Here is a 22,196-nt window from a genome sequence, read left to right on the forward strand (position 1 = left end):
GGAAGTGAAACATCTCAGTACCCGCAGGAAGAGAAAACAACCGTGATTCCGGGAGTAGTGGCGAGCGAAACCGGATGAGGCCAAACCGTATGCGTGTGATACCCGGCAGGGGTTGCGCATGTGGGGTTGTGGGATCGTACTTCAGTCGTCTGCCGGCGGCTGGGCGAGTCAGAAACCGTTGATGTAGGCGAAGGACATGCGAAAGGTCCGGCGTAGAGGGTAAGACCCCCGTAGCTGAAACATTAGCGGCTTGCTTGTACGACACCCAAGTAGCACGGGGCCCGAGAAATCCCGTGTGAATCTGGCGGGACCACCCGCTAAGCCTAAATATTCCCTGGTGACCGATAGCGGATAGTACCGTGAGGGAATGGTGAAAAGTACCGCGGGAGCGGAGTGAAATAGTACCTGAAACCGTGTGCCTACAAGCCGTGGGAGCGTCGGACATCAGCTTGCTGGTGTCTCGTGACTGCGTGCCTTTTGAAGAATGAGCCTGCGAGTTTGCGGTGTGTGGCGAGGTTAACCCGTGTGGGGTAGCCGTAGCGAAAGCGAGTCCGAATAGGGCGTTTGAGTCGCATGCCCAAGACCCGAAGCGGAGTGATCTAGCCATGGGCAGGTTGAAGCGTGGGTAAGACCGCGTGGAGGACCGAACCCACCAGGGTTGAAAACCTGGGGGATGACCTGTGGTTAGGGGTGAAAGGCCAATCAAACTCCGTGATAGCTGGTTCTCCCCGAAATGCATTTAGGTGCAGCGTCGTGTGTTTCTTGCCGGAGGTAGAGCACTGGATAGGCGATGGGCCCTACCGGGTTACTGACCTTAGCCAAACTCCGAATGCCGGTAAGTGAGAGCGCGGCAGTGAGACTGCGGGGGATAAGCTCCGTGGTCGAGAGGGAAACAGCCCAGAGCATCGACTAAGGCCCCTAAGCGTACGCTAAGTGGGAAAGGATGTGGAGTCGCACAGACAACCAGGAGGTTGGCTTAGAAGCAGCCACCCTTGAAAGAGTGCGTAATAGCTCACTGGTCAAGTGATTCCGCGCCGACAATGTAGCGGGGCTCAAGCGTACCGCCGAAGTCGTGTCATTGCAGCATTACTCCCAACGGAGGCTGTGATGGGTAGGGGAGCGTCGTGTGCCGGGTGAAGCGGCCCTGTAAGGGAGTCGTGGACGGTTCACGAGTGAGAATGCAGGCATGAGTAGCGATACAAGAGTGGGAAACTCTTGCGCCGATTGACTAAGGGTTCCTGGGTCAAGCTGATCTGCCCAGGGTAAGTCGGGACCTAAGGCGAGGCCGACAGGCGTAGTCGATGGACAACCGGTTGATATTCCGGTACCCGCTTTGAAGCGCCAGCGCTGAACCCTCTGATGCTAAGCCCGTGAAGCCGCCCTTGATCTCTTCGGAGTGATGGGGAGTGGTCGAGCCGGTGACCCGAGGTGGTAGTAGGTGAGCGATGGGGTGACGCAGGAAGGTAGTCCAGCCCGGGCGGTGGTTGTCCCGGGGTAAGGGTGTAGGCCGAGTGGTAGGCAAATCCGCCACTCATTGAGGCTGAGACCTGATGCCGAGCCGATTGTGGTGAAGTGGATGATCCTATGCTGTCGAGAAAAGCCTCTAGCGAGTTTCATGGCGGCCCGTACCCTAAACCGACTCAGGTGGTCAGGTAGAGAATACCGAGGCGTTCGGGTGAACTATGGTTAAGGAACTCGGCAAAATGCCCCCGTAACTTCGGGAGAAGGGGGGCCATTGCTGGTGAGGGGATTTACTTCCTGAGCTGGTGGTGGCCGCAGAGACCAGCGAGAAGCGACTGTTTACTAAAAACACAGGTCCGTGCGAAGCCGTAAGGCGATGTATACGGACTGACGCCTGCCCGGTGCTGGAACGTTAAGGGGACCGGTTAGCTCCATTTCGGTGGGGCGAAGCTGAGAACTTAAGCGCCAGTAAACGGCGGTGGTAACTATAACCATCCTAAGGTAGCGAAATTCCTTGTCGGGTAAGTTCCGACCTGCACGAATGGCGTAACGACTTCTCGACTGTCTCAACCATAGGCCCGGTGAAATTGCACTACGAGTAAAGATGCTCGTTTCGCGCAGCAGGACGGAAAGACCCCGGGACCTTTACTATAGCTTGATATTGGTGTTCGGTTCGGCTTGTGTAGGATAGGTGGGAGACTGTGAAGCGGTGGCGCCAGCCATTGTGGAGTCGTCGTTGAAATACCACTCTGGTCGTGCTGGATGTCTAACCTCGGTCCGTGATCCGGATCAGGGACAGTGTCTGGTGGGTAGTTTAACTGGGGCGGTTGCCTCCTAAAGAGTAACGGAGGCGCCCAAAGGTTCCCTCAGCCTGGTTGGCAATCAGGTGTTGAGTGTAAGTGCACAAGGGAGCTTGACTGTGAGACTGACGGGTCGAGCAGGTACGAAAGTAGGGACTAGTGATCCGGCGGTGGCTTGTGGAAGCGCCGTCGCTCAACGGATAAAAGGTACCCCGGGGATAACAGGCTGATCTTCCCCAAGAGTCCATATCGACGGGATGGTTTGGCACCTCGATGTCGGCTCGTCGCATCCTGGGGCTGGAGTCGGTCCCAAGGGTTGGGCTGTTCGCCCATTAAAGCGGTACGCGAGCTGGGTTTAGAACGTCGTGAGACAGTTCGGTCCCTATCCGCTGTGCGCGTAGGAGTCTTGAGAAGGGCTGTCCCTAGTACGAGAGGACCGGGACGGACGAACCTCTGGTGTGCCAGTTGTCCTGCCAAGGGCATGGCTGGTTGGCTACGTTCGGGAGGGATAACCGCTGAAAGCATCTAAGCGGGAAGCCTGCTTCGAGATGAGGACTCCCACCCCCTTGAGGGGTTAAGGCTCCCAGTAGACGACTGGGTTGATAGGCCGGATGTGGAAGCCCAGTAATGGGTGGAGCTGACCGGTACTAATAAGCCGAGGGCTTGTCCTCAGATTGCTCGCGTCCACTGTTTGGTTCCCGGGTTGCGAAAGGTCGCACCGGTTGAACCAGTCACTTAACTGAAAAGTGTGCTTGTTCGCCTAACACCCGATGGTGTTTCGGTGGTCATAGCGTTAGGGAAACGCCCGGTTACATTTCGAACCCGGAAGCTAAGCCTTTCAGCGCCGATGGTACTGCAGGGGGGACCCTGTGGGAGAGTAGGACGCCGCCGAACAATCTTTATGGACCCTCGGTCCTGGCCAAAGCGCTGGGACCGAGGGTCTTTTTGTTTTTGGCGTGGTGCGCAACTCGCGGACGGGTACGAGAGACTGGCACTACAGCAGTACGAACGACAGGAGTCACGTCGATGTCCAACTCGCCCGAGGAACGGCCGGATCGGCCTGAGCGGCGCGCTCCGCGCCAGGGCGGCGACCGGGGTGAAAACCGCAGCAGCGGCCCCCGGCGCGAAGGCGACCGAGCCGGCGGCGGTTACCGCCGGCCCGACGACCGTCCGCGGGGGCGGTACGAGGACCGGGGTCGCGATGACCGGCGTGATGACCGCGGCGGTTTCCGTCGCGATGACCGTCCGCGTTCCGACCGCCCCCGTGAGGATCGTCCGCGCGATGACCGGCGTGACGATCGTGGTGGGTTCCGTCGCGATGACCGTCCGCGCTACGACCGGCCGCGTGAGGACCGTCCCCGTGACGACCGGCGTGACGATCGTGGTGGGTTCCGCCGTGACGACCGGCCGCGTTCTGACCGGCCTCGTGAGGACCGTCCGCGCTTCGACCGGCCGCGTGAGGACCGTCCGCGCGATGATCGGCGTGACGATCGTGGTGGGTTCCGCCGTGACGATCGTCCGCGTTCTGACCGGCCTCGTGAGGACCGTCCGCGCTTCGACCGGCCTCGTGAGGACCGTCCGCGCGATGATCGGCGTGACGATCGTGGTGGGTTCCGCCGTGACGATCGTCCGCGTTCTGACCGGCCTCGTGAGGACCGTCCGCGCTTCGACCGGCCTCGTGAGGACCGTCCGCGCGATGATCGCCGTGACGATCGTGGTGGGTTCCGCCGTGACGATCGTCCGCGTTCTGACCGGCCTCGTGAGGACCGTCCGCGCTTCGACCGGCCTCGTGAGGACCGTCCGCGCGATGATCGCCGTGACGATCGTGGTGGGTTCCGCCGTGACGACCGGCCGCGGTACGACCGTCCCCGCGACGATCGTTCGCGTGATGACCGTGGTGGGTTCCGCCGTGACGACCGTCCGCGCTACGACCGGCCTCGTGAGGACCGTCCCCGTGACGACCGGCGTGACGATCGTGGTGGGTTCCGCCGCGATGACCGGCCGCGCTACGACCGCCCCCGCGACGATCGTCCGCGTGACGACCGGCGTGACGGCCCGCCCCGTGGGCCGCGGCGGGACGACGACCGTGGGGGTTACCGGCGCGACGACCGCCGGGACGAGCGTCCCCGCGGCCCGCGTCGTGAGGACGATCGGGGCCAGGGCGGCCGCCGGCCGTACGTGCAGGGGCGTGGGCGGTTCGAGAACACCCGGGGCCGCGACGAGCGCCGCGAGGAGCGGGAGCCCGTCAAGCGGCTGCCGATCCCGGACGACGTCACGGGTCAGGAGATCGACCCCAGCGTGCGTCAGGAGCTCATGAGCCTGCCGAAGACGCTCGCCGAGGACGTCGCGCGGAACCTCGTCATGGTGGCCCGGCTGCTGGACGAGGATCCGGAACTGGCGTACGGCTACTCCAGGGTCGCGCTGCGGCTCGCGTCCCGTGTCGCCGCCGTGCGTGAGGCGGCCGGGTTCGCCTCGTACGCCACGGAGCGGTATGCCGAGGCGCTGGCCGAGTTCCGTGCCTGCCGCCGGATGACGGGCACGGTCGACCTGTGGCCGGTCATGGCGGACTGCGAGCGCGGCATGGGCCGTCCGGAGCGCGCGCTGGAGATGGCGGGCGCTCCCGAGGTGCACAAGCTGGACCGCGCGGGTCAGGTGGAGATGCGCCTGGTGGCCGCTGGTGCCCGGCGTGACATGGGCCAGAACGACGCCGCCGTCGTCACCCTGCAGAGCCCCGAGCTGGCGTCCAACGCCGTGCACCCGTGGACCGCGCGGCTGCGCTACGCGTACGCCGACGCGCTGCTCGCGGCGGGTCGTGGTGACGATGCGCGCGAGTGGTTCGCCAAGTCGCTCGAGGCCGACCAGAGCGGCAGCACGGACGCGTCCGACCGGCTGGCGCAGCTGGACGGCGTGGCCTTCGTGGACGCGCTGGACGACGCCGACGACGAGCAGCCGGCGGCGGATGAGGCCGCCGCGGTGGATCGCGACGACGTCGCGGACACCGCGGACACCGGGAACACTGCGGATGCCGGGGTCGCCGAGGGCGAGAACGGCGACGGCGAGGACGACGAGCACCGGGACGGCGAGGGCCGCAAGGACCGCGAGGCCGGTGACGCCGGGGAGCCGGACGTCGACCTGACCGACGAGGCCGACCCGACGGCGTTCCTCGACGACCCGTTCAAGGAGCCCTCCAAGAACACCGAGGGCTGATCGCCGGTACGAGGGGCGGCATCCGCGTCATGCGGATGCCGCCCCTCGCGTTGTGCGGGGTCAGGCGGAGGTGCCGTCGAGTTCCAGGCTCCGCAGCACCAGGCCGGTCGCCGGTTTCGGGCCGAACGACGTCGACTTGCGCGGCATCGTCACGCCCTGTTTGGCGAGGTCGTGGACGACGCTCTCGCGCACGGGGTGGATGAGCACGGCCGTGCCGCCGAACTGCTCGGCGTGTTCGACCGCGGCCTCCGTGTCGTGGATGTAGTGGATGTGCTCGGGGGCGTCGGGCACTTCCCAGATACGGTCCAGGAGCAGGCTGTGCAGCACGGTGGCGTCCAGTTGCCGCCATTCGTCGGGGCGGTCCCCCGGGATGGCCCGGGCGAGGGCCCCGGGGTCCGGCCGGTCCAGGAGGTGGAAGCGGCCGTCGCCGGTGAGCAGGAACGCGTTGCCCTCGGCGGCCGCGGCCTCCAGGGCGGCGAGGGCCTCCGGCAGGGGGCCGGGCAGCTCCTGTACGCGGAAGGCGTCGCGGACCGCCTCGACGGCCCGCGCGACGGGCAGTTGCGGCAGTACGCGGTGGATGGCGCGGACCCGCAGCGGGTATCGGGTGGTGTCGACGAGCAGCACCAGGCCGTAGTCCCACGGGCTCGGCGCCTCGTGCTCGGCCTGCAGCAACAGGTAGGTGGCCCAGCGGTGGTGGCCGTCGGCGATGACGGCCTGGTGCCGGGACAGGTCGGCGTCGACCGCCGCGATCGCCTGCGGATCGGTGATCGCCCACAGCCGGTGGTGGATGCCGTCCTCGGTCGTCGTGGCCAGCAAGGGCGGGCCCGCGACGGTGCGTTCGACGACCTCGGCCGCCTCCCCGTCGTCGCCCCGGTACGCCAGCAGCAGCGGTTCGAGGTTGGCGGCCGTGGCGCGCATGAGGGCCGCGCGGTCCGCGACCGGGCCGGGCATCACGTCCTCGTGCGGCAGCACGATCCGTTCCTCGGGCGGGGTCAGCCGCAGGGCGCCGATGAGGCCGCGCTGCACCTGATCGCCCTCGCGCTGCTCGTACACGTACAGGGCGGGCTTGGGGTCGAGGGCCAGGACGCCCTCCTCCTGCCATTGGAACAGCGCCCAGGCGGCCTTGCGGTGCCGGCCGTCCGGGGGCTCGGCGGTGGGCAGGATGAGCCGCACGACGTTGTGCGGGTCGGCTGTCTCCAGGTGCCGCTGTCCCTCGGGCCGGACGACGACGTCGTACGGTGGCGAGGTGACCGCGGCCAGGCTGCCGACCCGCTCGGGGACGTAGCGGAGCGCGCGGAACGGCGCCAGCCGCAAGCCCCGTACAGCGGGTCCGGAATTGTTCATCCGGGCATGCTACGCGGGTCATGTCCGCGAAGTGTGCCGAGTGATCGACGACATACGAGGAGCGACCGCCCGATGAACCACCGGACCGGCCCGGCCGGCAGTGAAAGGCCTCTTGACCAGGCGTACGACACGGCTCTGCTCGACCTCGACGGAGTGGTCTATGCGGGTGGTGACGCGATCGCGCACGCCGTCGAGTCGCTCGGCGTGGCGCGGGCGCACGGCATGCGCCTGGCGTACGTCACCAACAACGCCGCCCGCACCCCGCGGACCGTCGCGGAGCACCTGACGCGGCTCGGGGTGCCGGCCGAGGCCGGGGAGGTCATCACCTCCGCCCAGGCGGTGGCCCGGCTGATCGCGGATCAGGTCCCGGCGGGCGCGCGGGTGCTCGCGATCGGCGGCGAGGGACTCATGGAGGCGTTGCGCGAACGCGGGCTCCAGCCGGTCGACTCGGCCGACGACGACCCCGCCGCGGTCGTGCAGGGCTACTCGCCGGAGGTGGGCTGGGGGCAGCTCGCCGAGGCGGCGTACGCGGTCAACCGCGGCGTGCCGTGGTTCGCGTCCAACACCGACCTGACCATCCCGACCGCGCGCGGCACGGCACCGGGGAACGGCGCGCTCGTCGAGGTCGTCCGGATCGCGGCGGGCGGCGACCCGCAGATCGCGGGCAAGCCGCTGCCGCCCATGCACCGCGAGACGGTGATCAGGACCGGCGCGCGGCGGCCGCTGGTGGTCGGCGACCGGCTCGACACGGACATCGAGGGCGCCCACGCGGGCGGCGTCGACTCGCTGCTGGTGCTCACCGGGGTCACCACCGCCGCGCTGCTGCTCGCCGCCCCGCCCGAGCACCGGCCCACCTATGTGGACGCCGACCTGCGCGGCCTGCTCACCCCGCAGCCCGAGGTCGTGGACGCCGGCGAGGGCGCGTACCGCTGCGGGGACTGGACCGCCTCGGTGGGCGACGGGGCGCTGGTGCTGCACCGTGACGACGAAGGCGAAGGCCAACCCATGGACGGGCTGCGGGCGCTGTGCGCGGCGGCCTGGACCCAGGCCGGGGACGGCACCTGCGACCTGGACGCGGGGAAGGCGCTGGACCGGCTGGGGTTCTAGAGGAGCTTGCGCAGCCGCAGCAGGTCGCGGAAGCCCGCCTCCAGCTTGACCCTGCCGCTGCCCCACGCCTTCGCGAAGTGCAGCCTGCCGTCGACGAGCGCGACGAGGTCGTCACCGGTCATGGTGAGCCTTATCTCGGCGCGCTCGGCCGGCGGGCCCTGCACGGTGACCACGTCCTGGATACGGCCGTCCACGAGACGTCCCACGAAGGTCACGTCGAGATCGGTGATGCGGCAGCTGAGCGAGCGGTCGAGCGCGGCCGCGCTGTGCAGGTCGCCCTCGGTCCTGGCGAGGTTCTCGGACAGCCGCTCGAGCGCGCTGCGGCACTCCTCGATGGTCGCCATGGGCTGTGCGTCTCCCGTTCGGACGTCGGCTCGTGCTGGTGCTGATCGACCGTACCGCAGCGGACCGTCGGGGAGATGCGGCGCCATAGGCGGTAGCGTCGTGACCGACGAAGTCTGGGGAACTGGCGAAGGCGAGGAGTGAGGGCGTATGCGGGACGCGTTGCGGACCTGTCTGCAGATCGCGGGCGGCCTGACCGAGGCCACCCGGCGACGGGCGGTCGGTGCGGCGAAGGAACTGCTCGACCAGACCGGGATAGACGTCGACGCGGTACAGCGGAGCATCGGCGAGCGGATCCCGCCCGAGGTACAGACGCTCGCGGACGAGCTGATGGCATCGGGACGGGCCAACCGCGACCTGCTCGTGGGGCTCATCCGGGAGGAGATCGACAAGGCGATGAGCCGGGTCGGGCGGCTCGCGGACGAGGTCACCAAGGTCGGTGTCGTCCTGGAGGCCCTGGAACGCCGCATCCGCAACCTGGAGGACGACGACCGGGAGCCGGCCTGGGCCGACGCGGCGGACGAGGAGCCGGACCCCGGCCTGTACGTGCCGCCGCAGCCGCCGGTGGAGCACGCACCGGTCGACGGGCACACGTCGGCGCCCGCGCCCGCGAGGAGGCCCGAGCGGACGGGCGCCACGGGGGCCACCCCGGTGGCGCGCAAGAACGCCGCGCCGGCGCACCCTCCCACGACGCCTGAGGCGTCTGTGGCGCCTGCGGCTCCGGAGCCGGTCAGGACCGAGGGTGCCGGGGCCGTACCGGTCGCGCGCAAGAACGCCGCCCCGGCCAAGGCGCCCGCGCCGAAGAAGGCGGCGCCTGCCGCGAGGAAGACCGCCCCCGCCAAGAAGGCCGCCCCGGCCAAAACCACGGCGCCGGCGAAGAAGGCGGCGGCCTCCGGCACCGACTCCGCGGCGAAGAAGGCCACTCCCGCCAGGAAGACCACAGCCGCGGCCAAGAAGACCGCTGCGGTCGCGCCGGCGAAGAAGGCGGCGCCCGCGGCGAAGAAGGCCACCCCGGCCACCCCCGCCAAGAAGACCGCGGCGGCGTCCCGCACCGCTGCGGCCGCGCCCGCCAAGAAGACGCCCGCCGCGAAGGCCCCGGCCAAGAAGGCGGCCCCGGCCGAGAAGGCAACCCCGGCCAAGAAGGCCGCGACCGCCAGGAAGGCGGCGGCCCGCCCGCAGGAGGCGAAGGGACGTGACTGAGACCGGGCTCGAGGGCGTGGTCCCGGCACTCGGACCGGAAGCCGGGACAGCCGCCGGGGCGCCCGCCCCGGCGCAGGCGGTCGCCGACGCGGGGCCGCGCCCGCTGGGCGTCGTCCTGGACGCCACGGGGAATACCGAGGTGGACGCCGTCCTTGTCCGCCTGCAGGATGCCGACCTGCTTCCCACCGAGGACCACGTCGAGGTGTACGAGGATGTACACCGTGGGCTGCGCGACACGCTCACGAGACTCGACGACGACAACAGGAGCTGAACCTCACGTGGCACGACGCCGACTCGACGCCGAGCTGGTGCGCCGGAACCTCGCCCGCTCGCGGGAGCACGCCGGGCAGCTGATCGCCGACGGGCGGGTGACCGTGGGCGGGACGACCGCGACGAAGTCCGCGACGCAGGTGGAGACCAGCGCCGCGGTCGTCGTGGCCGAGGACGCCTCGGACCCGGACTACGTATCCCGCGGCGGGCACAAGCTGGCGGGGGCGCTGGCGGCGTTCGTGCCCCTGGGGCTGCGCGTGGAGGGGCGCCGCGCGCTGGACGCCGGGGCGTCCACGGGCGGCTTCACCGACGTCCTGCTCCGCAACGGCGCGGCGCGCGTCGTCGCGGTCGACGTCGGCTACGGGCAGCTCGCGTGGTCGCTGCAGAGCGATGAACGCGTCACCGTGAAGGACCGTACCAACGTCCGCGAGTTGACGCTCGAGCAGATCGACAGCCGGCCGGTGGACCTTGTGGTCGGCGACCTGTCCTTCATCCCGCTCGGGCTCGTCCTGCCCGCCCTCGTACGCTGCGCCGCGCCCGACGCGGACCTGGTCCTGATGGTCAAGCCGCAGTTCGAGGTGGGCAAGGAGCGACTGGGCAGCGGCGGTGTCGTCCGCAGCCCTCAGCTGCGAGCCGAGGCCGTACGACAGGTCGCCGGGCAGGCGGCCGCACTGGGACTGGGGGTGCTGGGCGTGACCGCGAGCCCGTTGCCGGGACCGTCGGGGAATGTGGAGTACTTTCTGTGGCTGCGCGCCGGGGCGCCCGAGCTCGACCCGGCGGATGTCGAACGCGCTGTGGCGGAGGGGCCCCGTTGAGTGAGACGCACGAGACACACGAGGTGCACGGGACGTCCGGCCGCACCGTCTTCCTCCTCGCGCACACCGGGCGGCCGGCGGCCATCCGCAGCGCCGAGCGGGTGGTCCAGGGACTGCAGCGCTGCGGCATCGGGGTCCGGGTGCTGGCCGAGGAGGCCGAGGACCTGACGCTGCCGGGCAACGGCGCGGTGCAGCGCGTGCAGGAGATCGGCCCGGAGACCGTCGCGGACTGCGAGCTGATCATCGTCCTGGGCGGTGACGGCACGCTGCTGCGGGGCGCGGAGTTCGCGCGGGCCTCCGGGGTGCCGATGCTCGGGGTCAACCTGGGCCGGGTCGGCTTCCTCGCGGAGGCCGAGCGCGACGACCTGGACAAGGTCGTCGACCGCGTGGTCACCCGCGACTACGAGGTCGAGGAGCGCATGACGATCGACGTCCTGGTGCGCAACGACGGCCGGGTCGTCCACACCGACTGGGCGCTGAACGAGGCGTCGGTGGAGAAGCAGGCGCGCGAGCGGCTGCTGGAGGTCGTCACCGAGGTCGACGGCCGTCCGGTCTCCCGCTTCGGCGGCGACGGGGTGGTGATGGCGACCCCGACCGGTTCGACCGCGTACGCCTTCTCGGCCGGCGGGCCGGTGGTCTGGCCGGAGGTCGAGGCGCTGCTGATGGTGCCGATCAGCGCGCACGCGCTCTTCGCGAAGCCGCTGGTGACCTCGCCGAGGTCGGTGCTGGCTGTGGAGGTGCAGCCGAAGACCCCGCACGGCGTGCTGTGGTGCGACGGGCGGCGCTCGGTGGACCTGCCGGCCGGGGCCCGCGTGGAGGTCCGGCGGGGGGCGGTGCCGGTCCGGCTGGCGCGGCTCCACCACGCCTCCTTCACCGATCGGCTGGTCGCGAAGTTCGCGCTGCCGGTGGCGGGCTGGCGGGGCGCGCCGCACTGAGTTTCCCCTCAGGGGTGAGGCCCGTCGCGCGGCGGCCCGCAAACCTCGTATGGTCGTATCCGTGTTGGAGGAAATGCGGATCCGGTCGCTGGGAGTCATCGAGGACGCCGTGGTGGAGCTGTCGCCCGGCTTCACGGCGGTGACCGGTGAGACCGGCGCGGGCAAGACCATGGTCGTCACGAGCCTCGGGCTGCTGCTGGGCGGCCGTGCCGATCCCGGTCTGGTCCGGATCGGGACGAAATCGGCGTCCGTCGAGGGACGGATCACGCTGGGGGCCGACGCGCCCGCCGCGGTGCGGGCCGAGGAGGCGGGCGCCGAGCTGGACGACGGTGCGCTGCTGATCAGCCGTACCGTCTCGGCGGAGGGCCGTTCCAGGGCCTTCGTGGGCGGGCGCTCGGTCCCCGTGGGGCTGCTGGGCGAGCTGGCGGACGAGCTGGTGGCCGTCCACGGCCAGACCGACCAGCAGGGCCTGCTGCGGCCGGCCCGCCAGCGGGAGGCGCTGGACCGGTACGCGGGCGACGCCGTCGCCGTGCCGCTGGCCAAGTACGCGGCCGCCTACCGGCGTGTGCGCGAGGTCGCGGGCGAGCTGGACGAGCTGACCACGCGGGCCCGCGAGCGGGCCCAGGAGGCGGACCTGCTGCGCTTCGGCCTTGAGGAGGTCGCAGCCGCCGAGCCGCTGCCCGGCGAGGACGCCGACCTGGCCGCCGAGGCGGAACGTCTCGGCCACGCCGAGGCGCTCGCGTCGGCCGCGGCACTGGCGCACGCCGCGCTCGCGGGGAACCCCGAGGACCCGGAGGGCGTGGACGCCGGGATGCTGGTCGCGGGCGCCCAGCGCGCCCTGGAGGCCGTGCGCTCCCACGATCCGGCGCTGGCCGCGCTCTCGGACCGGATCGGCGAGATCGGCATCCTTCTCGGCGACGTCGCCGGTGAGCTCGCCGGGTACGCCGACGACCTGGACGCCGATCCGCGGCGGCTGGCGGCCGTGGAGGAGCGGCGGTCCGTCCTCGCCCACCTCACCCGCAAGTACGGGGACACGATCGACGCCGTCCTGGCGTGGGCCGAGCAGGGCGCGGCCCGGCTGGGCGAGCTGGACGGCGACGACGAGCGGATCGAGGAGCTCACGGCGGAGCGCGACGCGCTGCGCGCCGAGCTCGGCGACCTCGGCCAGGCCCTCACCGACGCGCGCGCGGAGGCGGCGGAACGCTTCGCCGCGGCCGTCACGGCGGAACTCGCGCAGCTCGCGATGCCGCACGCCCGCGTCGGCGTCGCCCTCCGGCAGACGGGGGACGAGGAGGGCATCGAGGTCGGCGGCCGCCGGGTCGCCTTCGGCGCGACCGGCGCGGACGAGGTCGAGCTGCAGCTCGCACCCCACCCCGGCGCCCCGCCCCGGCCCATCGCCAAGGGCGCGTCCGGCGGTGAGCTGTCCCGCGTGATGCTCGCCGTCGAGGTCGTCTTCGCCGGGTCGGACCCGGTGCCGACGTACCTGTTCGACGAGGTCGACGCGGGCGTCGGCGGCAAGGCGGCGGTCGAGGTCGGCCGGCGCCTGGCGCGCCTGGCGCGGACCGCGCAGGTCGTGGTCGTCACGCACCTGCCCCAGGTGGCCGCGTTCGCGGACCGGCAACTGCTGGTCGAGAAGACCAACGACGGGTCCGTCACGCGCAGCGGGGTGCGCGTCCTGGAGGGCGAGGAACGCGTGCGGGAGCTCTCCCGGATGCTCGCCGGCCTGGAGGACTCGGAACTCGGCCGTGCCCACGCCGAGGAACTGCTGGCCGCCGCCCGCGAAGCACGCTGACGCGCGCCGGGACCGGGGTACGCGGCGTGCCGCCCTGCCCGTGTGCCCGGCGGCGCGGTGCGTTGCCGGGGGGCGTCCGGCTTCGCCGCGGCGGGTGGCCGACCACAGTCCCCGGCGTGACGGGGGTGCCTGTCCCGCCTGCCGACCACCGTCCGGCGGGCCCCGGGAGGGGGTTTCCGCCCACCGCACTCGGAGCGCGTTCCGGGTGCCGTCGTCGCCGCGGTTCCGACGGCTGCGGGGAGGCGGTCGTCGATGCCGCCGGTCGGTCCGTGGCCGGTCCGCCGCTGGCACCGCCGTCCCGAGACGCGGCCGTGCGCCCGCGCGTGCCACGCCCGACGGCGCGTACCCCGGCTTACGGGTACGGGGTCGGCGTGATGGGGGAGTGGGGGCACTCGTAAGGGTGGTCCCGCGTACGTGTGGCCGGGTGGGGGTGGGGCATCGCTCCCTGGATGGCCTATCGGCCTGGCATCCTTGAGGGAGCAGACCCGCCGCCCTCCGCACGATGCCGAGTCAGGAGCCCTACCCCGCGTGAGCAGTTCACCGAGCCCCTTGCACGGGCAGCTGCACGCCGTCCACGTCCTGGGCGAGACGGCGCGGGCCCATGTCGCCTCCGTGGCGGGTGGGTTGGTGGCGCGCGGCGTGCAGGTGACGGTCTGCGGGCCGGGCGAGGCCGAGGAGCGGTACGGATTCGGGGCGGCGGGGGCGCGGTTCGCGCCCGTCGAGATCACGCGGCGCTCGCAGCCGAGGGCCGACGCGGCCGTGGTGACGGCACTGCGGGCGGCCTGCGCCGGCGCGGACGTGGTGCACGCGCACGGGCTGCGGGCCGGACTGCTCGCCACGATGGCGCTGAGCGGGCGCCGTACACCGCTCGTGGTGACCTGGCACGGCGCGGTGCTGGCCGAGGGGGCGCGGGGGCGGGTGCTGCGGCTGCTGGAGCGCCGGGTGGCCCGGGCGGCGGAGGTCGTGCTGGGCGCGTCGTCGGACCTGGTGGACCGGGCCCGTTCGGCCGGGGCCCGGGACGCCCGGCTCGGGCCGATCGGGGTGCCGGCGCCGCCGAGGGTCGCGCCGTCCGTGGAGGCGGTGGCGGAGGCGGAGCGGCGCCGGCAGAAGACCCGGGACGAATTCGGCGTGGGCGAGCGGCCGTTGCTGCTCGCCGTGGGCCGTCTGGAGCCGCGCAAGGGGTACCACCTGTTGCTGGACGCGGCCCACGGCTGGGCGGGGCCGGCTCCGGCGCCGTTGCTGGTCGTCGCGGGCGAGGGCTCGCTGCGTACGGAGCTCCAGGAGCGGATCGACACCGAGGAGCTGCCGGTGCGGCTGCTCGGCCGCCGTGACGACGTGCCCGAACTCCTCGCCGCCGCCGATGTGGTGGTGCTGCCGTCGCGCTGGGAGGGGCGCTCGCTGATCGCGCAGGAGGCGCTGCACGCAGGGGCACCGCTGGTGGCGACCTCCGTCGGCGGTACGCCCGAACTCGTCGGAGAGGCGGCGGTGCTGGTGCCGTACGGCAACCCGAAGACGCTCGCCGACACGGTCACGCGTCTGCTGCGGGACCCGGCACGGCGTGCGGGGCTGGCCGCGGCCGGTCCCGTACAGGCCGCCACTTGGCCGACCGATGATGAAACGGTCGCCCAAGTGCTCAGCATCTACGACGAGTTGATCTCCTACTGAAGGCCGCCGCGTACGACGGCCCCGAGGTCAGCCCCCGTACGCGCCGCTCGCCGTGAGCCGCAGCGCCGTGTCGATCAGCGGCACATGACTGAAGGCCTGCGGGAAGTTGCCGACCTGCCGCTGCAGCCGCGGATCCCACTCCTCGGCCAGCAGGCCGAGGTCGTTGCGGAGCGCCAGCAGCTTCTCGAAGAGCCTGCGGGCCTCGTCGACCCGGCCGATCATGGCGAGGTCGTCGGCGAGCCAGAAGGAGCACGCGAGGAAGGCGCCCTCGTCGCCGGGGAGGCCGTCCAGGTTCTCGCCGCCGGGCGGGGCGTCGGTCGGGTAACGCAGCACGAAGCCGTCCTCGGTGGACAGTTCCCGCTGGATCGCCTCGATGGTGCCGATGACGCGCTTGTCGTCCGGCGGCAGGAAGCCGACCTGCGGGATGAGCAGCAGCGAGGCGTCCAGCTCGCGCGAGCCGTAGGACTGCGTGAAGGTGTTGCGTTCCTTGTCGTAGCCCTTCTCGCACACGTCGCGGTGGATCTCGTCGCGCAGGTCGCGCCAGCGCTCCAGCGGGCCGTCGACCTCGCCGGACTCGATGAGCTTGACGGTGCGGTCGACGGCGACCCAGGCCATGACCTTGGAGTGGACGAAGTGCCGGCGCGGGCCGCGGACCTCCCAGATGCCCTCGTCCGGCTCGTCCCAGTGGTCCTCCAGGTACTGGATGAGCCGGATCTGCAGCAGCGAGGCGTAGTCGTTGCGGGCCAGGCCGGTCATGTGCGCCAGGTGCAGGGCCTCGGTGACCTCGCCGTAGACGTCGAGCTGCAGTTGGTGGGCCGCGCCGTTGCCGACCCGGACCGGGATCGAGCCCTCGTAGCCGGGCAGCCAGTCCAGCTCGGTCTCGCCGAGCTCGCGCTCACCGGCGATGCCGTACATGATCTGCAGGTTCTCCGGGTCGCCGGCGACCGCGCGCAGCAGCCACTCGCGCCAGGCGCGGGCCTCGTCGCGGTAGCCGGTGCGCAGCAGGGAGGACAGGGTGATCGCCGCGTCGCGCAGCCAGGTGAAGCGGTAGTCCCAGTTGCGGACGCCGCCGATGTCCTCGGGCAGCGAGGTGGTGGGGGCGGCGACGATGCCGCCGGTCGGCCCGTACGTCAGGGCCTTGAGCGTGATCAGGGAGCGGACCACGGCGTCCCGGTAGGGGCCGTGGTAGGTGCACTGGGCGACCCACTCGCGCCAGAAGTCCTCGGTGGCCTCCAGCGACGCCTCGGGCTCGGCGAGCGGGGGCGGCTCCTTGTGCGAGGGCTGCCAGCTGATGGTGAAGGCGATGCGGTCGCCGGGCGACACCGTGAAGTCCGCGTAGGTGGTGAGGTCCTTGCCGTACGTCTCGACATCGGTGTCGTGCCAGACGGAGTCGGGGCCGGCGACGGCGACGGTGCGCTCGCCCACCTTGTGCACCCAGGGCACGACCCAGCCGTAGCTGAAGCGCATGCGCAGCGCGGACCGCATCGGGACCCGGCCGCTGACGCCCTCGACGATCCGGATCAGCTGGGGGGCGCCGTCACGCGGCGGCATGAAGTCGATCACACGGACCGTGCCGCGGGGGGTGTCCCACTCGGACTCCAGCACCAGGGAGTCGCCCCGGTAGCGGCGCCGGGTGGCGGCCGGGGCAGGGGTGCCGTTCGCGTGGGCGGGGCCGAGCCGCCAGTAGCCGTGCTCCTCCGTGCCGAGCAGGCCCGCGAAGATCGCGGGGGAGTCGAAGCGGGGCAGGCACAGCCAGTCGACCGTGCCGTCCCGGCACACCAGGGCGGCGGTCTGCATATCGCCGATGAGTGCGTAATCCTCGATACGCCCGGCCACGTAGGTCTCCCAGTCGAACGACGGCGGCGCCCCTTGGGACTGGGGCGGTGATTGCGGTCTGTGGATCTGTCGACGAGCTCTTTCCCGGGAGCGGGCGGGGTAGTGCCGTGCCGGTTCACTCGCATCGAATCGATGTGTCCGAGCAGGATACGACGTCAACGCGAGCTGTGCGGAAGACCTGACCGCCCCGCTGGGCCGGTCGGGTGCATTTTGTCGTACCAAACTCCCGGTGACCGCTTTTTTCGGCAGAGAGCCGTCCGCGCCGTCTGGTGCGCGTCACTGATACCCTGGTAGCCCGTGGGCCGGTGGCCTGAACCACTGAACCGCCGCGACGACACCCCTCTTCACCACCATGGTGCCGTCCCGACCACCACCTCGCGACCACGGGAGCCCCCTGTTGGCACTGCCGCCCAAATCCACGACGACCAAGCACCTCTTCGTCACGGGGGGTGTCGCCTCCTCGCTCGGCAAGGGTCTGACCGCGTCGAGCCTCGGCGCACTGCTCAAGGCCCGGGGTCTCCGCGTCACCATGCAGAAGCTCGACCCGTACCTCAACGTGGACCCGGGCACGATGAACCCCTTCCAGCACGGTGAGGTGTTCGTCACGGACGACGGCGCCGAGACCGATCTGGACATCGGCCACTACGAGCGCTTCCTGGACGTGAACCTCGCCGGCTCGGCCAACGTCACGACCGGCCAGGTCTACTCCTCGGTGATCGCCAAGGAGCGGCGCGGCGAGTACCTCGGCGACACCGTGCAGGTCATCCCGCACATCACCAACGAGATCAAGTCCCGCATCCGGCGCATGGCGACCGAGGACGTGGACGTGGTGATCACGGAGGTCGGCGGCACCGTCGGCGACATCGAGTCGCTGCCCTTCCTGGAGTCCGTGCGGCAGGTCCGGCACGAGGTCGGCCGGGACAACGTCTTTGTGATGCACATCTCGCTGCTCCCGTACATCGGCCCCTCCGGCGAGCTGAAGACCAAGCCGACCCAGCACTCGGTGGCGGCGCTGCGCAGCATCGGCATCCAGCCCGACGCGATCGTGCTGCGCGCCGACCGCGACGTGCCGACCTCCATCAAGCGCAAGATCTCGCTGATGTGCGACGTCGACGAGGAGGCCGTGGTCGCCGCGATCGACGCCCCGTCGATCTACGACATCCCCAAGGTGCTGCACACCGAGGGCCTGGACGCGTACGTCGTCCGCAAGCTGAACCTGCCCTTCAGGGACGTCGACTGGGCGCAGTGGGACGACCTGCTCAAGCGGGTCCACCAGCCCGAGCACGAGGTGAAGGTCGCCCTCGTCGGCAAGTACATCGACCTGCCCGACGCCTACCTGTCGGTGACCGAGGCGCTGCGCGCCGGCGGCTTCGCCAACAACGCCAAGGTCAACATCAAGTGGGTGACCTCGGACGACTGCAAGACCCCGGCCGGCGCGGCCCGTCAGCTCGGGGACGTCGACGCGGTCTGCGTGCCCGGCGGCTTCGGCGACCGCGGCGTGGAGGGCAAGGTCTCGGCGATCACCTACGCCCGGGAGAACCGCATCCCGCTGCTGGGCCTGTGCCTGGGCCTGCAGTGCGTGGTCATCGAGGCGGCCCGCAGCCTGGCCGGCATCCCGGACGCCAACTCCACCGAGTTCGACCCGGCGACCGCGCACCCGGTGATCTCCACCATGGCCGAGCAGCTCGACATCGTCGCCGGCCAGGGCGACCTCGGCGGCACCATGCGGCTGGGCCTGTACCCGGCGAAGCTCGCCGAGGGATCCATCGTCCGCGAGGTCTACGGCGGCGAGCCCTACGTCGAGGAGCGGCACCGCCACCGCTACGAGGTGAACAACGCCTACCGCGGCGAGCTGGAGAAGAAGGCCGGTCTGCAGTTCTCCGGCACCTCCCCGGACAACACGCTGGTCGAGTACGTCGAGTACCCCCGCGACGTGCACCCCTACCTGGTGGCCACCCAGGCGCACCCCGAGCTCAAGTCGCGCCCGACCCGTCCGCACCCCCTGTTCGCGGGTCTGGTCGCGGCCGCGGTCGAGCGCCTCAAGGGTTGATCGATACGGTTGCGGGGGCGGGCCGGCGTACGGCCCGCCCCCGCACCGCGTACGGAGGGCACCATGCTGAAGGACACTCCCGAGGAGTGGCGGGTCACCGCCACCGCCACCCCCTTCACCGGGAAGAAGACCAGCGTCCGCACCGATGACGTCGTCATGCCCGACGGCAGCGTGGCCCGGCGCGACTACCAGGTCCACCCCGGTTCGGTGGCCGTGCTCGCCCTCGACGACCGGGACCGGGTCCTGGTCCTCAAGCAGTACCGCCACCCCGTGCGGATGAAGCTCTGGGAGATCCCCGCCGGGCTGCTCGACGTCCCCGGTGAGAACCCGCTGCACGCCGCCCAGCGCGAGCTGTACGAGGAGGCGCACGTCAAGGCGGAGGACTGGCGGGTGCTCACCGACGTGTACACCACGCCGGGCGGCTGCGACGAGGCCGTGCGGATCTTCCTGGCCCGGGGCCTGTCCGAGGTGGAGGGCGAGCGCTTCGAGGTGTCGGAGGAAGAGGCCGACATGGAGTTCGCCCGGGTCCCGGTGGACGAGCTGGTCCGCGGCGTCCTCGCGGGGGAGCTGCACAACAACTGCCTCGTGGTCGGCGTGCTCTCGCTGCAGGCCGCCCGGGCCGGTGACGGCCTGGAGTCGCTGCGCCAGGCCGAGGCCGAGTGGCCGGCGCGTCCGTTCTCCGCGTGACCCGTTCGGTCTGACCATCCGATCGTCCGAGAGGGTGATCATTGGCTGGATCCACCGCGTCGCGTACGGGGGTTGGACCCCCGGCGTGAACTAGGCTCATGCCGTTCGTAGGAGAACGGGAGTGGGCCCGTGGCGGATCACGTGCTGGACGCCGACGCATCGGCGGCGGCCTCTGACGACGGCCCGTGGGAGCCGGCGTCGCAGACCCCGGCACACGGCACGTTGCCCCCCGGCCTGCCGGGATTCTTCGGCCGCCGCCGAGAGCTCGAGGAACTGCGCGCCGACATCGACCGGCCGGGCCTGGCGGCGCTGCGCGGCCAGACGCCCGACGGGAGCCGCGTGCTCCTCGTGGCCGGCCGGCCGGGCTCGGGACGCACGGCGCTGGCCGTGCGGCTCGCCCACGAGGTGGCCGACCGCTACCCCGGCGGCCAGTTCTACGTACGGCTCAGCGAGAACGACGGCCGTCCCGTGCCGCCCGAGCAGTCCGCCCGCGCCCTGCTGCGCGCGATGGACGTCGAGGCCGAGCCGGCCGCGGAGCGCGAGGAACTGCTCGCCGCGCTGCGCACCGCCCTGAACGGACGCAAGGCCGTCGTCGTCCTGGACGACGTCGTCGACTCCCGGCAGCTGCTGGACCTGATGCCCAAGGACTCGGGCAATCTGATCGTCGCCACGGCCGAGGGGCCGCTGCCCGGCGTCCACGACGTACGCCCCTGCACCCTGGGCGGGCTCGACCCGGCGGCGTGCGTCGACCTGCTGGCCGAGGCCGTGGGGCGGGTGCGGATCACCAACGACCCCCGGGCCGCGGACGGCCTGGCCCAGGAGTGCGGGGGCCACCCCGCGGCGCTGCGGCTCGTCGCCGCGTGGCTCGCCGCCCAGCCCCGCACCTCCGTCGCCGAGGCCACCCGCCGGCTGCACGCCGAGGCCGCCGGGCCCGCGGCGGGACCGGCCGCCGCCGCGGTCTCGGAGGGCGGCGCGGCCACCCGGGGCAACGGCATGCTCCGCGCCGACGTCGGGCACCGCACGGGCAGCGGCCCGCTTCCGGAGGCGCTGCGCGGCCTGGCCGCCGCGGACGGGCAGGCACGTGTGCTGCGCCGGGCGGGCGCCGTCGCCGACCCGGACGCGAGGACGGCCGGCGGCCCCGAGGCCTCCGGGGCGGTGAAGGAGAAGGGGAGCAGCACCCCACCGCCCACCCCGCGGGCCACCCCCGCGCCGGAGCTGCTGCGCGCCTTCCGCTTCGTGTACGGGGCGCTCTCGCCCGCCGTGGCCCGCATGCTGCGGCTGCTCGCGCTCGCCCCTTCGGGCCTGACCGACGCGCAGACCGCCTCCGCGCTGGGCGGCTGCTCGGTCGAGGCCGCGCAGGCCACGCTGGCGGACCTGGCCGCCTGCGGGCTGCTCCACCCCGAGCCGGCGGCCGGCGACCTGCCGGCGCAGTACCGCGTGCCGGGCTGGCTGACCCCGCCGCTGCGGGCGCTGCTGGAGAGCACGGAGAAGCCGTCCGAGGCGCAGCTCGCCCGCGCCCGGATGCTGGAGCGCACGGTACGGCTGCTGCACGCGTGCCGGATGTGCCTGGAGGGCGAGACGGAACCCGACGGGCTGCCCAAGTCGCTGCGCTTCCCCAGCCGTCCGGTCGCGGCCGGGTGGCTGCGGGTACGGCTGCCGGTCCTGCTGGCCGCCGCGCGGCTGGCGGTCGCGGACGGCGAACTCGACACCCTGGCCCGCCGCCTCATGGCCGCGCTCGTACGGGCCCTGGCCGCGGACCCCGACGGCGGCGCGACGGCGCCCGAGCGCTACCGGCTCCACCACCTGGTGCTGGACGTGGCCGAGCGGCGCGGACTGCACCGTGAGAAGGCGGCGGCCCTGCTGAACATCGGCGACCTGGACGTGGAGGCGGCCCGGCCGCTGGACGCCCTCGACCGCTACCGGGCAGCGCTGGTCGCCTCCCGGGAGGCCTACGACGGGGACGCCGAGGGACGCGCGCTGGAGGCCATCGCCGGGACGTACCTGGAGCTGGACGACCCGCAGCGGGCCTCCGACTGGTACGGCAGGGCGCTGGCCCTGCGGCAGGCCCGCGGCGAGCTGGTCCACCAGGCGCGGCTGCACTCCCGGCTCGGCGCCCTGTTCACCTACGCCGGACGCTACGGCCACGCGCTGCGCGAGTGGCGTGCCGCGGCCGCCGCGCACCGCCGGCTGAAGGACCTGCCCGCGCAGGCCCGCGCGCTCAGCGAGGTGGCGCGGGTCCAGGAGTACGCGGGGCATCCGGAGGACGCCCTGCGGACCTGCCGCGACGCCCTGTACTGGGCCCGGCAGGCGAAGGAGCGGCGCCTGGAGGGCGCGGTGCTGCTGCGCATGGCCGACACCCTGGACCGACTGGGGGACCCGGCGGGAGCCCGGTTGCAGCGGGCCGCGGCGCGCCGGCTGCTGCCCGCCGACGAGATTCCGCAGCCCGAGGAGGACTGAGGGCCCCTGTTTCCGGGGCCAAGAGGCCACGGGGGACCCTCAGATCGCGCCGTAAGTGGGCTGTACCTACGAAACTGCCAATACCTTCGCTGAAAGTAGTCACTTTGTAAGGCTGGACAGTGACTCTTCCTTCACTACACTTGGTCGCACCGCAGAACATCGCGGTCAGGTCCGACGTACCCCGTGATCGGGTGACATGTCCGGAGACCTGCCAAAACCCTCCACTCC

At 71.4% G+C, this 22,196-nt stretch carries 15 protein-coding genes and 2 rRNA genes (1 of these 17 cut by a window edge); 14 read left to right on the top strand and 3 right to left on the bottom strand.

Translation table 11 applies throughout. The annotated features are described in order from the left end of the window. The 4 genes from OIE69_RS30355 to OIE69_RS30370 all read left to right on the top strand — a co-directional run. Positions 1-2,932 (top strand): 23S ribosomal RNA (locus tag OIE69_RS30355); it begins 190 nt to the left of the window's first position. A gap of 106 nt (positions 2,933-3,038) precedes the next feature. Next, a 5S ribosomal RNA gene (gene rrf / locus OIE69_RS30360) occupies positions 3,039-3,155 on the top strand. A 7-nt stretch (positions 3,156-3,162) separates the two neighbouring features. Further along, positions 3,163-4,578, top strand: a complete 1,416-nt coding sequence (locus tag OIE69_RS30365) for a hypothetical protein (RefSeq protein WP_326577185.1) — start codon at positions 3,163-3,165, stop codon at positions 4,576-4,578. Next, positions 4,560-5,468, top strand: coding sequence for a hypothetical protein (locus tag OIE69_RS30370; protein WP_326577186.1), 909 nt, complete (start codon positions 4,560-4,562; stop codon positions 5,466-5,468). The genes OIE69_RS30365 and OIE69_RS30370 overlap by 19 nt, the downstream gene beginning before the upstream one ends. 60 nt (positions 5,469-5,528) lie before the next feature. On the opposite strand, the gene OIE69_RS30375 is transcribed toward OIE69_RS30370, so the two are convergent. Continuing rightward, positions 5,529-6,812 carry a DUF1015 domain-containing protein gene (locus OIE69_RS30375; RefSeq protein WP_326577187.1) on the bottom strand — a complete coding sequence of 428 codons (1,284 nt, stop codon included), beginning with the start codon at positions 6,810-6,812 and terminating at the stop codon, positions 5,529-5,531. A gap of 72 nt (positions 6,813-6,884) precedes the next feature. Here OIE69_RS30375 and OIE69_RS30380 point away from each other — a divergent pair, with 72 nt between their 5' ends. Continuing rightward, a complete protein-coding gene (locus OIE69_RS30380) occupies positions 6,885-7,919 on the top strand; it encodes an HAD-IIA family hydrolase (protein ID WP_326577189.1) in 1,035 nt (344 codons plus the stop codon). Here OIE69_RS30380 and OIE69_RS30385 read toward each other — a convergent pair. Next, entirely contained in the window at positions 7,916-8,263 is a 348-nt protein-coding gene (locus tag OIE69_RS30385) for a sterol-binding protein (RefSeq protein WP_326577191.1), read from the bottom strand. The two genes, OIE69_RS30380 and OIE69_RS30385, sit on opposite strands and share 4 nt — an antisense overlap. Positions 8,264-8,411: 148 nt before the next feature. Between OIE69_RS30385 and OIE69_RS30390 the strand changes: the two genes are divergently transcribed. The 6 genes from OIE69_RS30390 to OIE69_RS30415 all read left to right on the top strand — a co-directional run bounded on the left by OIE69_RS30390 (position 8,412) and on the right by OIE69_RS30415 (position 14,938). Beyond that, on the top strand, positions 8,412-9,461 hold the full coding sequence (locus OIE69_RS30390) for a histone (protein ID WP_326577192.1): 1,050 nt from the start codon (positions 8,412-8,414) through the stop codon (positions 9,459-9,461). Next, entirely contained in the window at positions 9,454-9,732 is a 279-nt protein-coding gene (locus tag OIE69_RS30395; protein ID WP_326577194.1) for a hypothetical protein, read from the top strand. The genes OIE69_RS30390 and OIE69_RS30395 overlap by 8 nt, the downstream gene beginning before the upstream one ends. A gap of 7 nt (positions 9,733-9,739) precedes the next feature. Continuing rightward, complete coding sequence (locus tag OIE69_RS30400; RefSeq protein ID WP_326577196.1) at positions 9,740-10,546, top strand: TlyA family RNA methyltransferase; 807 nt, start codon at positions 9,740-9,742, stop codon at positions 10,544-10,546. After that, complete coding sequence (locus OIE69_RS30405) at positions 10,543-11,481, top strand: NAD kinase (protein ID WP_245939045.1); 939 nt, start codon at positions 10,543-10,545, stop codon at positions 11,479-11,481. The genes OIE69_RS30400 and OIE69_RS30405 overlap by 4 nt, the downstream gene beginning before the upstream one ends. A 49-nt stretch (positions 11,482-11,530) precedes the next feature. Beyond that, the gene (gene recN / locus OIE69_RS30410; protein ID WP_326577200.1) at positions 11,531-13,273 is read left to right on the top strand and encodes a DNA repair protein RecN; all 1,743 of its coding nucleotides are present in this window, start codon (positions 11,531-11,533) and stop codon (positions 13,271-13,273) included. Positions 13,274-13,801: 528 nt separating this feature from the next. Then, a complete protein-coding gene (locus OIE69_RS30415; RefSeq protein ID WP_326577202.1) occupies positions 13,802-14,938 on the top strand; it encodes a glycosyltransferase family 4 protein in 1,137 nt (378 codons plus the stop codon). 27 nt (positions 14,939-14,965) lie between these two features. Here the strand turns inward: OIE69_RS30415 and OIE69_RS30420 are convergent, their stop codons facing one another. Next, a complete protein-coding gene (locus OIE69_RS30420; RefSeq protein ID WP_326577204.1) occupies positions 14,966-16,774 on the bottom strand; it encodes a glycoside hydrolase family 15 protein in 1,809 nt (602 codons plus the stop codon). Between the two features lie 403 nt (positions 16,775-17,177). On the opposite strand from OIE69_RS30420, the gene OIE69_RS30425 reads away from it, so the two are divergent. The 3 genes from OIE69_RS30425 to OIE69_RS30435 all read left to right on the top strand — a co-directional run bounded on the left by OIE69_RS30425 (position 17,178) and on the right by OIE69_RS30435 (position 21,968). After that, positions 17,178-18,824 carry a CTP synthase gene (locus OIE69_RS30425; RefSeq protein WP_392567688.1) on the top strand — a complete coding sequence of 549 codons (1,647 nt, stop codon included), beginning with the start codon at positions 17,178-17,180 and terminating at the stop codon, positions 18,822-18,824. A 63-nt stretch (positions 18,825-18,887) separates the two neighbouring features. Then, complete coding sequence (locus OIE69_RS30430) at positions 18,888-19,511, top strand: NUDIX hydrolase (protein WP_326577208.1); 624 nt, start codon at positions 18,888-18,890, stop codon at positions 19,509-19,511. Positions 19,512-19,640: 129 nt separating this feature from the next. Next, positions 19,641-21,968: a tetratricopeptide repeat protein gene (locus tag OIE69_RS30435; protein ID WP_326577210.1), complete on the top strand. Its 2,328-nt coding sequence runs from the start codon at positions 19,641-19,643 to the stop codon at positions 21,966-21,968. The last annotated feature ends 228 nt before the right edge of the window (positions 21,969-22,196 follow it).

Origin of the sequence: Actinacidiphila glaucinigra (genome assembly GCF_035918135.1) — a bacterium.
In the GTDB taxonomy this organism is placed as follows: domain Bacteria; phylum Actinomycetota; class Actinomycetes; order Streptomycetales; family Streptomycetaceae; genus Actinacidiphila; species Actinacidiphila glaucinigra.